12 protein-coding genes are annotated in these 14,008 nt (G+C 73.6%); 3 read left to right on the plus strand and 9 right to left on the minus strand.

From position 1 onward, the window contains the following. A partial coding sequence (locus ACZ6X9_RS19235; RefSeq protein WP_469779203.1) for a hypothetical protein occupies positions 1–188 on the plus strand: 188 nt, incomplete at its 5' end. A gap of 173 nt (positions 189–361) precedes the next feature. Here ACZ6X9_RS19235 and ACZ6X9_RS19240 read toward each other — a convergent pair. Both ACZ6X9_RS19240 and ahcY read right to left on the minus strand, forming a co-directional pair. Then, positions 362–976, minus strand: a complete 615-nt coding sequence (locus tag ACZ6X9_RS19240) for a hypothetical protein (protein WP_469779204.1) — start codon at positions 974–976, stop codon at positions 362–364. 144 nt (positions 977–1,120) lie between these two features. Beyond that, on the minus strand, positions 1,121–2,578 hold the full coding sequence (gene ahcY, locus ACZ6X9_RS19245) for an adenosylhomocysteinase (RefSeq protein WP_469779205.1): 1,458 nt from the start codon (positions 2,576–2,578) through the stop codon (positions 1,121–1,123). 483 nt (positions 2,579–3,061) lie between these two features. Here ahcY and ACZ6X9_RS19250 point away from each other — a divergent pair, with 483 nt between their 5' ends. Continuing rightward, complete coding sequence (locus ACZ6X9_RS19250) at positions 3,062–5,107, plus strand: fructose-specific PTS transporter subunit EIIC (RefSeq protein WP_469779206.1); 2,046 nt, start codon at positions 3,062–3,064, stop codon at positions 5,105–5,107. Between the two features lie 261 nt (positions 5,108–5,368). On the opposite strand, the gene ACZ6X9_RS19255 is transcribed toward ACZ6X9_RS19250, so the two are convergent. The 6 genes from ACZ6X9_RS19255 to ACZ6X9_RS19280 all read right to left on the minus strand — a co-directional run bounded on the left by ACZ6X9_RS19255 (position 5,369) and on the right by ACZ6X9_RS19280 (position 11,459). After that, positions 5,369–6,355 carry a cation diffusion facilitator family transporter gene (locus ACZ6X9_RS19255; protein WP_469779207.1) on the minus strand — a complete coding sequence of 329 codons (987 nt, stop codon included), beginning with the start codon at positions 6,353–6,355 and terminating at the stop codon, positions 5,369–5,371. A 115-nt stretch (positions 6,356–6,470) separates the two neighbouring features. Next, entirely contained in the window at positions 6,471–7,667 is a 1,197-nt protein-coding gene (gene manA / locus ACZ6X9_RS19260; protein ID WP_469779208.1) for a mannose-6-phosphate isomerase, class I, read from the minus strand. A 94-nt stretch (positions 7,668–7,761) separates the two neighbouring features. Next, positions 7,762–8,931, minus strand: coding sequence for an SIS domain-containing protein (locus ACZ6X9_RS19265; RefSeq protein ID WP_469779209.1), 1,170 nt, complete (start codon positions 8,929–8,931; stop codon positions 7,762–7,764). Between the two features lie 56 nt (positions 8,932–8,987). Beyond that, a complete protein-coding gene (locus ACZ6X9_RS19270) occupies positions 8,988–9,176 on the minus strand; it encodes a Trm112 family protein (protein ID WP_469779210.1) in 189 nt (62 codons plus the stop codon). 111 nt (positions 9,177–9,287) lie between these two features. Further along, the gene (locus tag ACZ6X9_RS19275) at positions 9,288–10,646 is read right to left on the minus strand and encodes a phosphomannomutase/phosphoglucomutase (RefSeq protein WP_469779211.1); all 1,359 of its coding nucleotides are present in this window, start codon (positions 10,644–10,646) and stop codon (positions 9,288–9,290) included. A gap of 342 nt (positions 10,647–10,988) precedes the next feature. Further along, positions 10,989–11,459: a DUF3499 domain-containing protein gene (locus ACZ6X9_RS19280; RefSeq protein ID WP_469779212.1), complete on the minus strand. Its 471-nt coding sequence runs from the start codon at positions 11,457–11,459 to the stop codon at positions 10,989–10,991. 274 nt (positions 11,460–11,733) lie between these two features. Here ACZ6X9_RS19280 and ACZ6X9_RS19285 point away from each other — a divergent pair, with 274 nt between their 5' ends. Further along, positions 11,734–12,231, plus strand: a complete 498-nt coding sequence (locus ACZ6X9_RS19285; RefSeq protein WP_469779616.1) for a metallopeptidase family protein — start codon at positions 11,734–11,736, stop codon at positions 12,229–12,231. Between the two features lie 140 nt (positions 12,232–12,371). Here ACZ6X9_RS19285 and ACZ6X9_RS19290 read toward each other — a convergent pair whose 3' ends face one another. After that, the gene (locus ACZ6X9_RS19290; protein ID WP_469779617.1) at positions 12,372–13,973 is read right to left on the minus strand and encodes a DUF5719 family protein; all 1,602 of its coding nucleotides are present in this window, start codon (positions 13,971–13,973) and stop codon (positions 12,372–12,374) included. Positions 13,974–14,008: the final 35 nt, after the last annotated feature.

Consider the following 14,008-nt stretch of genomic DNA (forward strand, 5'->3'; position numbering starts at 1 on the left):
TCCTCCGGGCGCTTCCCTTCGGTGTTTCCAACCTTACCAGATCCGTTTTCCGTTCCGTTTCCGGTTCGGATTCCGTTTCCGGCCCCCTGTTGGAGTGGGGTTTCGCCTTCTCGCTTTCGCTTTCCGGCGATTCCGACTTTATCAGATTTTCAGCGGACCGATTTACTCGGCGTTTCGCTTCCTTCTGAGGGAGTCGAAGAGCTTCGCGATCAAGTGAGCGTTGCTCACGACTCGAAGCGATGTAGATACTAACCGTTGGTGACGAGCTAGTCCAGCCGTCCCAACCGTTCGAATCTACCTCCCCCACTCGCCCGTGTCAACAGGTCTGTGGGGCAGAAGGAAACCCTACCAGCCTCCGAGCTCAGTCGAACACCGACGGCGGGCTCTCCAGCTCCTCCAGCTCGATGCCCGGGGCCGACAGGACGACGTCGCCGGCCAGGTGGACCGCGTGCCGCTCCCCCGTGTCCAGGGCGCTGACCTGGTACTCGTCCACTTCCAAGGTCCCGTTGTCAGTGGTGTGTGGTGTCCTGCCGACCAGGGACCACGACTGGTCGACGGTGAGGGGGGCGAGGACGGGGGCGGTGAAGGAGACCAGGCGGACGCGGGTCGACGGGCCGCCGGGGGTCCGGCGGAGCAGGCGGGCCAGGGCCACGTGGAAAGCGGGGGAAACACCGGTGAAGGCGTGGGCCCGGACGTTGCCTTCCGTCGCGTGTTCGCCGGACGGATCGGTGCGGACCCAGGTGACCCCGTCGAGAGCCGCCGCCCGCACCTGCCAGTCGGCGGACCGGAGCTGAAGGCGGATGGGCCGGCCCAGCGCGTCGATCGTCAGATCGACCGAGCCGGCCGGAGCGCCGGACGCGTGGGTGGTCGTGGAGACGTAGCGCCAGCCGGAAGGCCCGGTCGCGCACTGGAAGTGTTCGTCACCGAGGGGGGTGTGGTCGTGCGGATCGTGGAGCGAGTAGCGGCCGCGGGGCATGGAGGGTTCCTTGACACGAACGGGCCAGGCCCCCGCCGCGAGGGCAGGGGCCTGGCCGGCCGGCTGGTGCGCCGGCTGCTGACGCTGCTGGGGCTGCTCCCGGCGCGGAGGCGGTCGGGAGGACCGCCGGCGCCGAGGGAGCCGTCAGTAACGGTAGTGGTCGGGCTTGTACGGGCCCTCGACCTTGACGCCGATGTACGCCGCCTGCTCCGGGCGGAGCGTCGTCAGCTTGACGCCGAGCGCGTCGAGGTGGAGCCGGGCGACCTTCTCGTCCAGGTGCTTGGGGAGCACGTAGACGTCGGTCGGGTAGGACTCCGGCTTGGTGAAGAGCTCGATCTGCGCCAGGGTCTGGTCGGCGAACGAGTTCGACATCACGAAGGACGGGTGGCCGGTCGCGTTGCCCAGGTTCAGCAGGCGGCCCTCGGACAGGACGATGAGGACCTTGCCGTCGGGGAAGGTCCAGGTGTGGACCTGCGGCTTGACCTCGTCCTTGACGATGCCGGGGATCTTCGCGAGACCGGCCATGTCGATCTCGTTGTCGAAGTGGCCGATGTTCCCCACGATGGCCTGGTGCTTCATCTTGGCCATGTCGGAGGCCATGATGATGTCCTTGTTGCCGGTCGTGGTGATGAAGATGTCGGCGGTCTCGACGACATCGTCCAAAGTGGCGACCTGGTAGCCGTCCATCGCGGCCTGCAGCGCGCAGATAGGGTCGATCTCGGTGACGATCACCCGGGCGCCCTGGCCGCGCAGCGACTCCGCGCAGCCCTTGCCGACGTCGCCGTAGCCGCAGACGACCGCGACCTTGCCGCCGATGAGGACGTCGGTGGCGCGGTTGATGCCGTCGATGAGCGAGTGGCGGCAGCCGTACTTGTTGTCGAACTTGGACTTCGTCACGGCGTCGTTCACGTTGATCGCCGGGAAGAGCAGGGTGCCCGCCGCCTGCATCTCGTAGAGGCGGTGGACGCCCGTCGTGGTCTCCTCGGTGACGCCGCGGATCTCCGACGCGAGCTGAGTCCACTTCCGGGGGTTCTCCCCCAGCGTGCGGTTCAGCAGCGTGAGGATCTGGGCGTACTCCTCGCTGTCCGCCGTGGACGGGTCCGGGGCCGCGCCGGCCTTCTCGAACTCGACGCCCTTGTGCACGAGCAGCGTGGCGTCACCGCCGTCGTCCAGGATCATGTTCGGGCCGCCGGTCGGAGCGTCCGGCCAGGTGAGGGCCTGCTCCGTGCACCACCAGTACTCCTCCAGCGTCTCGCCCTTCCAGGCGAAGACGGGGACGCCCTGGGGGTTGTCCGGCGTACCGTTCGGGCCCACCGCGATGGCCGCGGCGGCGTGGTCCTGGGTGGAGAAGATGTTGCAGGACGCCCAGCGCACCCGCGCGCCCAGCGCCACCAGGGTCTCGATGAGCACCGCCGTCTGCACGGTCATGTGCAGCGAGCCGGTGATGCGGGCGCCCGCCAGCGGCTGCGCCTCCGCGTACTCCTTGCGGATCGCCATCAGACCGGGCATCTCGTGCTCGGCGAGGGTGATCTCCTTACGGCCGAATGCCGCCAGGGAAAGGTCCGCGACCTTGAAGTCCTGGCCGGTGGAGGTGGTGGTCATACGGGCTGCTCCTCCTGAAGGGCGAGCGAGGGTTCGGGTACGGCCGTGCGACGGACAGATCGTCGTGCGTGTCGGTCCCCTTCGACACCCGCACGTCACACCTGGCCGCAGCGCAGTCCGTCGGAGGTCCTCTCTCCCTCGGCCGGCCCGTCGTGCGAACCGCCCGACCGCCATCAGCAGCGACGTCTGGCACCGCGTCCGAATCTACACCGGACGGCCCCCTGATCCCCAGCCCCTCCTTGGGATCCGTGCTTGCCGCGGTGGTTTGGTGACGGGGTACCGGGTTCTACCGGACGTCGCGGAAGGTTCCGTGCTCCCGAGGAGTTCCGTGCTCCTTCCCCGCTCCGCCGAGCGCGCCGGAAGCGCCTCGCCTCCCCGGAATCCGCCGTCCCGCTGTGAAGGATGCGACCGAAGGGTGTGCCCTGAGCAATTCGATTCGACCGTGGGTACCGCCGGGAACGCGCGTGCCGGGAAGGAGGCTCCGTGACCGGTCCGGCCGATCCCTCCGGGGGGACGACGGGAGGCCGCGGCGGCGGTGAGCCGTCCGGCGCGGAGGAAGTCGGGGAAAGCGGCGCCGGGACAGGCGGCGCGCGGCCGCTCCGGCTGGTCGCCGTGACCGCCTGTCCCACGGGTATCGCCCACACCTATATGGCGGCCGAGAAGCTGGTCCGGGCCGCCGAGGCGCTCGGGCACCGCATGCGGGTGGAGACCCAGGGCTCCATCGGTGCGGAGAACGTGCTGACCGCCGGGGACATCGCGGCGGCCGACGGAGTGATCGTCGCGGCCGACAAGGACGTGGACCTGGCCCGGTTCGCCGGCAAGCGGGTGCTCGTCACCGGGGTGGCCGACGGCATCCGCCATCCGGAGCTGCTGATCCGGCGGGTGGAGGACGCGCCCCTTCACCACCCGGCGGGCAGGGGGCGGGAGGGCGGCCCGAGGGGTGGCTTCTTCGAGGCTCCGCTCTTCGGCGGCGCGGCCGGAGCCGTCGGGTACCGGGCACTGATGAACGGCGTCTCCTACATGATCCCGTTCGTCGTCACCGGCGGGCTGCTGATCGCCGTCTCGCTCGGGCTGGGCGGGCGGGCCGGGCCGCACGGGCTGGCGATTCCCGCCGGGTCGTGCTGGGAGCACGTGCACCGGATCGGCGAGGTCGGGTTCGCGCTGATGCTGCCTGTCCTCTCCGGGTACATCGCGTGCGCGCTCGCCGACCGGGCGGCGCTGGTGCCGGGCATGGTCGGCGGGTGGCTGGCGAGCGACGGCGCGCTCTACGGATCGCGGTCGGGCGCGGGGTTCCTGGGGGCGATCGTCACCGGGTTCCTGGCCGGGTGGCTGGTGCTCGCGATGCGACGGGTTCCGGTGCGGCGCTTCGTCCGGCCGGTGATGCCGGTCATCGTCATCCCGGTGGTGGCCTCGTCCGTTCTCGGCCTGTTCTTCGTCTACGCGCTCGGCCGGCCGGTCTCGTGGGTCTTCGACCACCTCACCGACGGACTCGCCGGGCTGCATGGCGCGGGCGCCGCCGGGCTGGGGGTCCTGCTGGGGCTGATGATCACCTTCGACATGGGTGGGCCGGTCAACAAGACGGCCTTCCTCTTCGGGGCCGGGCTGGTCTCCCGGAGACCGGAGGTGATGGGCGTCTGCGCTGCCGCGATCCCCGTGCCGCCCCTCGGGCAGGGGCTGGCGACGCTGGTGCGGCGTGCCCTGTTCCCCGCGCAGGAGCGCGAGGCGGGGCTCGCGGCGCTGATCATGGGCTTCTTCGGTATCACCGAGGGGGCGATTCCGTTCGCCGCGGCGCGGCCCGCGCGGGTGATCCCCGCGAACCTGCTCGGCGGTGCGGTGGCCGGCGCCATCGCGGGGGTCGCCGCGGTCACCGACGCGGTGCCGCACGGCGGGCCGGTCGTCGCGCTGCTGGGGGCGGTGGGCGGCGTGCCCATGTTCTTCGTCGCCGTCGGGATGGGGACGGTGGTGACGGCGTTGGTGACGGTGAGTCTGATGGGGGTGGGGGGTGGTGGGGCTGCGGCTTCCCCCGCGTCCGCCGCTTCCCCCGCGTCCACCGGATCGCCCGCGCCCGCCGCGGGGGAAGCGCTGGGCGGGTTGCTGTCCGTGCGGACCATCCGCCCCTGGCTCACCGCGCGCCGCAAGGAGGAGGCCATCCGGGAACTGGCCGGGCTGCTCGCCGCGGATGACGCCGTGCTCGACGGCGAAGCCCTGGTGGCCGCCCTGCTCGCGCGGGAGGCACGGGGCACCACCGCGGCCGGGGAGGCCGTCGCCTTTCCCCACGCCCGGACCGGCGCGGTCGCGGCTCCGGTCGTCGCCTTCGCCCGTTCGTCCGAGGGGATCGACTGGGGGGCGGCGGACGGTGTCCCCGTGCAGCTGCTCTTCGCCGTCGCCGTGCCTGAGGGGGCGGACGAGGAGCATGTGCGGATTCTGGGGGTGTTGGCGCGGAGGCTGTTGGATTCCGGGTTCCGGGAGCGGTTGTCGGCGGCGCCGGATGCTTCGGGGGTGTTGCGGGTTTTGGGGGCGTCGCGCTGAGGCTTGGTGGGGCGGCGGGCGCGGTCGGGCGGGGCGCTGGGAGCCTGTTCGGCGGGCGCCCGGCGCCGGAGGGGGTCCCGCCGAGAGGCCGGCCTACCGGCCGGCGCGGGCGGTTCCCCGGTCCCGCCCTTTCACCGTTTCTTCGGGGCCGCGCCCCGGGCCCCGCTTCGCGGCTCCGCCGCGAGGCGCGAGGTTTTCAGACGCCGGACGGGCTGGTCACCGCGCTCTCGGCCCCGGGCATCACGCCTCGCCGCGAGATCCTCAAACGCCGGACGGGTTGGGGGTGGGGCCGGGTCCCCCCGGGGTCGCCGCCGGGTCCGGGCCCGCTGCCGCTGCCGTTTCGCTGTAGACGTCGGGTTCGAGGTAGATGACGCGGGCGATGGGGACCGCGGTGCGGATGCGGGTTTCGGCAGCGTCGATGGCTCGGGCCACGTCGGCGGCGGTGTCGTCGTGGCGTACGGCGATCTTGGCGGCGACGAGGAGTTCCTCGGGGCCGAGGTGGAGCGTGCGCATGTGGATGACGCCCGTCACGGTCGCGCCGTCGACGGCGGCCTCGCGGATGCGGGCGACCTGCTCGGGTCCGGCGGCCTCGCCGAGGAGGAGGGACTTGGTCTCGGCGGCGAGGACGAGGGCGATGAGGACGAGGAGGGCGCCGATGCAGAGGGTGCCGATGCCGTCCCAGACACCGTTGCCGGTGGCGACGGTGAGGCCGACGCCGCAGAGGGCGAGGACGAGGCCGACGAGGGCGCCGAAGTCCTCCAGGAGGACCACGGGCAGTTCGGGCGCCTTGGCCGTGCGCACGAACTGTTTCCAGGACTGCCGGCCGCGCAGTTCGTTCGATTCGGCGATGGCCGTGCGGAAGGAGAAGCCCTCGGCGATGACGGCGAACAGGAGCACGCCCACCGGCCAGTACCAGTTGTCGAGCTCGTGCGGGTTCTTGATCTTCTCGTAGCCCTCGTAGAGGGCGAAGACGCCACCGATGGTGAACAGGACGATCGCGACGAGGAAGCCGTAGACGTACCGCTCGCGCCCGTAGCCGAAGGGGTGTTCCTCGCTCGCCGCTTTCTTGGCCTTCTTTCCGCCGATCAGCAGCAGGGCCTGGTTGCCGGAGTCGGCGACCGAGTGGACCCCCTCCGCGAGCATCGACGACGAGCCGCTGAACGCGAAGGCGACGAACTTCGCCACGGCGATGGCCAGGTTGGCCCCCAGCGCGGCGACGATGGCCTTCGTTCCGCCTTGAGCACTCATACGTACGGGGTGTCCCTTCCGCCACGGGCCCACCACGGGGTCACCGCGATGGTCTTTGCTGTTTCTTTGCCGCCTTCGGCGGGCCATTGTGTCAGCAGCCGCGGCCTTCCCGGCCTCACAGCGCGACGGTGGCGCGGAACAGCGTGCCCTCTCCCCGCAGTTCCACGCGCTCCCCCGCCGGGACGAACACGGACTCGCCGCGCGCCAGCTCCACGTCACCGGCGTCACCACCGAGGCGGACGGTACCGGCGGTGCACAGGAGGATCTGGGGGGCGGGCGCGTCCAGCGTCACGGGCGGGGCGTCGGTGGCCCGTACGTAACGGGAGAGGCGGAACTCGTCGACGGGGGCGTCGTACACCTCCTCCTCGTCCGGCCCGGCCTCCGGCCGCAGCACGGCGGGGACGGTGGGTTCGAAGCGGACGACCCGCAGCAGCTCGGGAACGTCGACGTGCTTGGGGGTCAGCCCGCACCGCAGCACGTTGTCCGAGCCCGCCATGATCTCGACGCCGAGCCCCTCCAGATAGGCGTGCGGCACCCCGGCGCCCAGGTGCAGGGCCTCGCCGGGCTGGAGCCGTACGTGGTTGAGGAGCATGGCGGCGAGGACGCCCGGGTCGCCGGGGTAGTGCCGGGCGACGGAGGCGTAGGCGGCGCAGTCGGCCCGGTAGGGGCCGTCCTCGGCGGCCAGCCGGCCGGCCGCGGCGGCGGCCTGGGCGACGGTCTCCGCCATCGCCGCGCGGTCGGCGGTGAGGACGGCGGTCAGGACCTCGCGGAGCGCGTCGGACGCGGGGTGGGCGCGCAGCAGGTCGACGTACGGCTTGAGCGCGTCGACGCCGAGGGCCTCGAACAGGTCCGCCGTCCGCACCGGGTCGCGGAAGCCGCACAGCCCGTCGAACGGCGTGAGGGCGCAGAGGAGTTCGGGCTTGTGGTGCGGGTCCTTGTAGGTGCGGTGCGGTGCGTCGAGCGGGATGCCGCGGGCTTCCTCGGCGGCGAAGCCGGCCTCCGCCCGGGCCCGGTCGGGGTGCACTTGAAGGGAGAGCGGGGCGGCGGCGGCGAGCAGCTTGAGCAGGAACGGGAGCCGGGGGCCGAAGGCACGGACGGCCGGGGCGCCGAGCTCGCGCTCGGGGCCGGCGGCGATGACGTCGGTCAGGGGGCGCGGCCCGTCGCCCCGGTCGACGCGGGAGGGGGCGCCGGGGTGGGCGCCCATCCAGAGCTCGGCCTGGGGCTCACCGGTCACCGGGGTGCCGAGGAGGCCGGGGATCGCGGTGGTGGAGCCCCAGGCGTAGGGGCGCACGGTGTTGGCGAGGCGGTCCATGGGGGGCGGTTCCTGACGTGTGCGGACGGGTCCGGCGCGGTGCGTACGGGTCCGGGGCGCCCGGACCGGGCGACGGTCCGGCCCGCGGACGGGCTTAGGGGGTACCGGCGAGGGCCAGGTAGACGGCGGCGAAGTCGGTCACGGCCAGCAGCTCGGCGGCGGTCTCCAGGGCGCTCGCGCCCTCGGCGGCCTCCAGCTCGCTGACCGGGGTGTCCCGGTGCAGCGCCAGGTCGCGGGCGCCGGGGACGGGCGAGGTGACGTCGGGAGCACGCTCCCGCAGCAGGACGACCCGGGCGTGCAGGGCCTCCGGTTCGTCGACGCGGTCGCGGAAGAAGTCGTCGGGGTCGGCCCCGGCGGCGAGCGAGCCGGAGAGCAGGGCGCTGTGCGCGGTGAGCGCCTCGGGCAGCTCGGCGGCGAGGGCCGGGCGGCCGGCCAGTGCGGCGAGGACGGTCGCGAAGCGGCGGCCGGCGGCGGCCGCGAGCTCGCCCTCGGTCCAGATCAGCGGGAGGGTGTCGGCCAGTTCGGCGGCGAGGGTCTTGGCGGGGTTGCCGTAGGTGGCGGTGGCCGGGCCGCAGCGTTCGGCGAGCCGGTCCAGCCGGTCGGCGAGCGCGTCCAGAGCCGGTTGCGGGGCCTCGAACAGGCCGATGCGGTCGGCGAGCACGAGCAGCGGGGTGAGCAGGGACCACAGCGTGCCGGGACCGGTCGGCAGGACGTTCTCGCCGTTCTCCGGGCGCGCGGGGGTGTCGTCGCCGGCCATCGTCGTCTCGTACGGGGTGCTGGTCAGCGGGACGGCCAGGCCGCGGGCCTGGGCGGTGGCGTCGGCGAGCGGGGTGCCGGCCGGAGTCACGCAGACGACGGAGCAGCCGCGGCGGTACGCCTGTTCCAGCAGCAGGGCGAGGCCGGGCTCGGTGCCGTCGGGGCTGACGACGAGGAGCAGGTCGACCGGGCCGATCCAGCCGGGGAGCGTCCAGCGCAGGGCGCCCGGGGCGGCGGCGACGCCGGTGGGGCGGAGGTGGGCGACGGGGCAGCCGCCGCCGGCGAGCGCGGCCAGCAGGTCGGCCGCGGAGCCGGCGGCCGGGCCGGGCCCGGCGACGAGGACGGCGCGCGGGCGCCCGTCGGGCCGCAGCGTTCCGACGCCCGCCTCGGCGGCGTTGCGGACGGCCGTCCGGACCCGGGCGCCGGACTCGGCGGCACCGCGCAACAGGCCGTGGACGTCGGCACGGGCGAGGGCGTCGGGGTCATCGAGGAGTGACTCGTCGAACACCGTTGATCAGCTCCGATCGCCGTGGTGTGCGGGGGTGCCGGCCGGGACGGCGCGGCTCAGTGGGGGCGCCGGGCCTCGTCCACCAGGAGGACGGGGATGCCGTCGCGGACGGGGTACGCCAGGGCGCAGCTCTCGCTCTCGCACACCAGCTCGGTGGTCTCGCCGGAGCCGTCCGCTTCCTGCCGCAGGGGCGCGTGGCACGCCGGGCAGGCGAGGATCTCCAGGAGGCCGGCTTCGAGCGGCATGGGGGTTCCCTTCGGGAGGTGTGCGTCGGGTGTGCGTCTCTGTGCGGTCAGGGTACCGCCGGACGTCACCGTGATGACGTCCGGCGGGAAACCGGGACGGCGGTGCGCCCCTCAGGCGCGGACGATGGCCAGGACCTCGTCGCGGACCCGGGCGACCGTCTCCGCGTCGCGGGCCTCGACGTTGAGCCGCAGGAGCGGCTCGGTGTTGGAGGCGCGGAGGTTGAACCACCAGTCGGCGGCGGTGACCGTGAGGCCGTCCAGCTCATCGAGCTCGACGTCGTCGCGGTCCGCGTAGGCGGCGCGGACGGCCGCGGCGCGGCCCGGCTGGTCGGCGACGGTGCTGTTGATCTCGCCGGAGGCGGCGTAGCGGTCGTACTCGCGGACCAGCTCGGAGAGCGGCTTGTCCTGGCCGCCGAGGGCGGCGAGGACGTGCAGCGCGGCGAGCATGCCGGTGTCGGCGTTCCAGAAGTCGCGGAAGTAGTAGTGGGCGGAGTGCTCGCCGCCGAAGATGGCGCCCGTGCGGGCCATCTCCTGCTTGATGAAGGAGTGCCCGACGCGGGTGCGGACCGGCTTGCCGCCGTTCTCCTTGACGACCTCGGGCACCGACCAGGAGGTGATGAGGTTGTGGATGACCGTTCCGCCGGGGTGCTTGCCGAGTTCGCGGGCGGCGACCAGGGCGGTGATGGCGGACGGGGAGACGGGGTCGCCGTTCTCGTCGACGACGAAGCAGCGGTCGGCGTCGCCGTCGAAGGCGAGGCCGATGTCGGCGCCGGTCTCGCGGACCTTGGCCTGGAGGTCGACCAGGTTCTTGGGGTCGAGGGGGTTGGCCTCGTGGTTGGGGAAGGTGCCGTCGAGCTCGAAGTAGAGGGCGACCAAGTCGATCGGCAGGCCCTCCAGGACGGTGGGGACGGTGTGGCCGCCCATGCCGTTGCCCGCGTCGACGACGGTCTTCAGCCGCCGGATCCGGCCGAGGTCGACCAGGGAGCGCAGGTGGGCGGCGTAGTCGGCGAGGGTGTCCCGCTGCGACAGGGTGCCGGGGGTGGCGACGGGCTCGGGGGCGCCGTTCTCCGACCAGTCCTCCACCAGGGCGCGGATCTCGGCGAGGCCGGTGTCCTGGCCGACGGGGGCGGCTCCCGCGCGGCACATCTTGATGCCGTTGTACCGCGCCGGGTTGTGGCTGGCCGTGAACATGGCGCCGGGCAGGCCGAGATGACCGCTGGCGAAGTACAACTGGTCGGTCGAGCAGAGCCCGATCTCGGTGACGTCGGCGCCCCGGGCGGCGGCGCCGCGCGCGAAGGCCCGGGCCAGCCCGGGGGACGAGGGCCGCATGTCGTGCCCGACGACGATCGCGTCCGCCTCCGTCACCTTGGCGAAGGCAGCGCCGAAGAGCTCGGCGAGCGCCTCGTCCCACTGGTCGGGGACCACACCACGCACGTCGTACGCCTTCACGAGCTGCGACAGATCAGCCACGTCTCACCCTCCTGGAGTCCGGTACAGGTCCGGTACAGGTACCCAAACCTACCCGGACCCATCACCGGTTCCGGCGGCGGACGGCCGCGGAGGGGCCGAACCGGGGGCGAATCCGGGTCGAATCTCCGGGGAAGGTGGGGGGTTGAGCGCTCGGCGAACGGTGAAGACACCCGGCTGTCGGGCGGCCGGACGCGTGTCGCCGGGCCGAGAAAGAGGGGTAAAGAGGGGCAGAGGCGCTCTGAAAGCCGCTGAAGCCCCGGAAAGGGACGGACCGTGGTGAAAGCCCCCGGGCGAATCGGCCGGAACCGGCCGCCGGGCGGCGGGGCTTCAGGGCGCGACGCCTCAGGAGTCGGGCGACCGCAGCACCCTGAGGTGACCCCGGCGGGCGACCTCCATCGGGTTGACCTCACGGCTGGTGGGACCGATGGGCCCCTTGGCCTGCCCGCCGACGGAACCGACCGGGCCGACGGACCCACCGCCCGCGGCACGCTCCTGCGGACGGGCCGCCTCCCGCACGGCGTTGGCCAGCGCTTCGAGGTCGTCACTGCTGGGACGGGCGGGACCGGTGTCCACGGCCAGCCGGACGACGTCCCACCCGCGGGGGGCGGTCAGCCGCTCCGAGTGCTCGGCGCACAGGTCGTAGCAGTGGGGTTCGGCGTAGGTGGCGAGCGGGCCGAGGACGGCGGTCGAATCGGCGTAGACGTACGTCAGCGTCGCGACGGCCGGGCGGCCACACGCGGTGCGCGAACAGCGACGTACAGGGCTCACGAGGTGGGACGGTACCGCACTCTTGAGCGGGCCGCGACGACTCACTCCTGGCTCACCCCTCCGTGTCGTGCCGGAGCGCCCGGTGGACACCGCCCCCGAACCGCCGGGTCGACCTGCGCGGGGACGGCGTGGAACAGGATGCGCGGCCCTGGAACTCTGTCATCACTCAGCCACCATAGTGTCATTCGGGATGCGATCGGCGGTCGCGGCGTCGGCTTTATCCGATCGCAAGCAACATCGGAACGCTCATCGGGTGACATCCGATGAGATGCGCGGCTACCGCGCGTACACGGCCGACCGGCGGATACCCTTCGAGGTGATGGACAGCCCCGACAGCCCCGTACCTTCCCCTGCCGGTCCGCCCGGTCCGCCCGGCCCCTCCGGCCGGCGTCCACGCCACCGCGACCGGCACGGCCGCGGTATGCGCGGTCCGATCGCCCCGCCGCAGGTTCCGCTGTCGGTGAGCCGCGCGGAGGCGTTCGTCGACCTCGTCCACGACTCGGCGGAGCGGCTGGAGCGCCGCTGGCCGCAACTGGCGTCCGTGGACTTCGTGGTGCGGGAGGTGCCCGTGCCGGGCGAGGACGGCGAGCCGGGCGAGGCGCTGTTCCTCGACGGCGGCTCGGTCCCGCTCGGCCGGTACGTGGCGGCGCACGGCGACGACCCCGACCGCATCGTCATCTACCGCCGCCCGGTGGAGATCCGCTCCAAGAACCGTGACGACCGGGCGCTGCTGGTGCACGAGGTCGTCGTCGAGCAGGTGGCCGAACTGCTGGGGCTGGCCCCGGAGTCGGTGGACCCCCGCTACGGGCAGGACTGACGCGGGCGCGGGGGGCCGGCGCCGCCCCCTCCCGCGTTTCGCGTACGGCCGCCGAGCGCGCGGTCACCGTCCCCGCCCTGCCGTCGCCTTCGGCGCGCGCCCACCGTCAGCACATCACCGTCATCAGCGCACCGCCGTCGTCAGCGCATCACCGTCGTCAGGTCCGACCGCACCGCCGGGACCTCCACCATGGAACGGTCATCCGGGACGGGCTGCACGGTGAACGCCGGGACGCCGTCGCGCGGAAGCGTCAGCGTCAGGGCGGCGTGCACCGGGCCGCCGGAGACCGTCTCCACCGTGAGCGCGTGACCGCCCTTGCCCCCGCCTCCCGGAACGGGCGGCTCCACCGTGAGCGTGGTGCCGGACCGGACGGTGTACGTCCGCGTGGCCGGGCCACCGCCCCCGCCCGCCGCCCAGGCCGTGACCTTGACCCGCGCCTCCGCGCCGGGCGCCGTCAGGGACAGCGCCGTGCCCTTGGCCCGGTCGTCCGCCACCGTGCCGCGGGCGCCGACCGGGCCGGTCGCCGGGAGGAACGCCGTCTCCTGCTTGTCGCCCTTGCCCCGGGTCACCCGCAGCCCGGCGACGACCTTCCCGCCGCCCTCGGCGGTCAGCAGCAGCGAACCGGCCTCGCCCCGGGCGACGCCGTCCAGTTCGGCCGACTCCGTGGTGCCGCTCCTGACGTGCAGCGTCTCGTGTCCCGCCGGGGTGATCGACCCGGTCGGGCCGGCGAAGCGGAGGGTGAGGTCGGCGTCCTCGGCGCCGGGGGCGAAGGCGACGAGCCGCACGGAGGTGGCGTCGGCCGGGATGCCCGGGAGGACGGCGGTGGCGGCCGGCTCGGAGGCGGGCAGCCAGTCACCGCCCTGCTTCTCGTCGGACGCCTGCACGGCCGCGCCGACCCGCCCGGAACGGGCGGTGACGTGCAGGGTGAGGTTCTCGGCGGGCGTGTCGGTCAGGGTGCTCAGCAGGACGGGCACCGACGAACGCGGCGGAACGGTCACGCCCTCGCCGGCGGGCGCCGCGACGCGGCCGTCCTTGCCGTACAGCTCCAGGTCGACGACGGCGGCGGTGCCGGGGTCGGGGTTGGTGAGGTGGACGTAGTCCTGGCGGCCCTTGGCCGTGGAGACGCCCGGGAACCAGAACGACGTGTCGGCCGGCGCGCATGTCAGCCCGTGCAGGCCGCGCCCGCTGCCCGCCGCGACGGACGTCGTCTGCCGGACGGTGAAGCCGGGGGCGAGCGGTCCGTCGGCGGCGCCGAGGAGGGCGGGGGCGTCGGAGCGGTCGGTGGTGGCGGTCGCGGGGGCGCCGGGAGCCTTGAGGGTGAGGACCGGCCCGGCGCCCGGGGCGGCCTTGTCGCTCTCCTTCTTCGCCGCCGGGTTCTTCTCGTCCGGCTTCCCGGCCTTTCCGTCCTTGCCGTCCTTGGCCGCCGGGGCCTGGCTCCTCGCCGTCGTCACCGGCACCAGCTCGGCGGGCCGCCGCGCGCCCCCGCCGCCGGTGGCACCGGATCCGCCCGGGGCGCCGGGGGAGAACGCCGTGTACGTCGTCTCCGCCACCTCGGAGGAGCTCGGCGCCGGGCAGACCACGGCCGAGCGCTGGACCGGCACCCGGCCGGCGGCCCGCACGCCCTGCGCGGTGTCGGTGCCGGCGCTCCCGGCGTCGCCCGAGGGCCCGGTCACCACCGCGACACCGGTGACGGCCGCAAGCGCCGCCGCGGTCGCGAGCAGGGAGAGGGTGGTGCGGCCCATGGCCGCCCGCTCCCGCTTCGCCCCCGGCCGCTCGC

It is taken from the genome of Streptomyces sp. NPDC052910 (assembly GCF_055585605.1).

Bases quoted from the DNA above. Each gene is read 5' to 3' on its own strand.
- ACZ6X9_RS19285 (WP_469779616.1), top strand. From the start codon at position 11,734: ATGGACAGCCCCGACAGCCCCGTACCTTCCCCTGCCGGTCCGCCCGGT.
- ahcY (WP_469779205.1), bottom strand. From the start codon at position 2,578: ATGACCACCACCTCCACCGGCCAGGACTTCAAGGTCGCGGACCTTTCC.
- ACZ6X9_RS19290 (WP_469779617.1), bottom strand. From the start codon at position 13,973: ATGGGCCGCACCACCCTCTCCCTGCTCGCGACCGCGGCGGCGCTTGCG.
- ACZ6X9_RS19270 (WP_469779210.1), bottom strand. From the start codon at position 9,176: ATGCCGCTCGAAGCCGGCCTCCTGGAGATCCTCGCCTGCCCGGCGTGC.
- ACZ6X9_RS19255 (WP_469779207.1), bottom strand. From the start codon at position 6,355: ATGAGTGCTCAAGGCGGAACGAAGGCCATCGTCGCCGCGCTGGGGGCC.
- manA (WP_469779208.1), bottom strand. From the start codon at position 7,667: ATGGACCGCCTCGCCAACACCGTGCGCCCCTACGCCTGGGGCTCCACC.
- ACZ6X9_RS19240 (WP_469779204.1), bottom strand. From the start codon at position 976: ATGCCCCGCGGCCGCTACTCGCTCCACGATCCGCACGACCACACCCCC.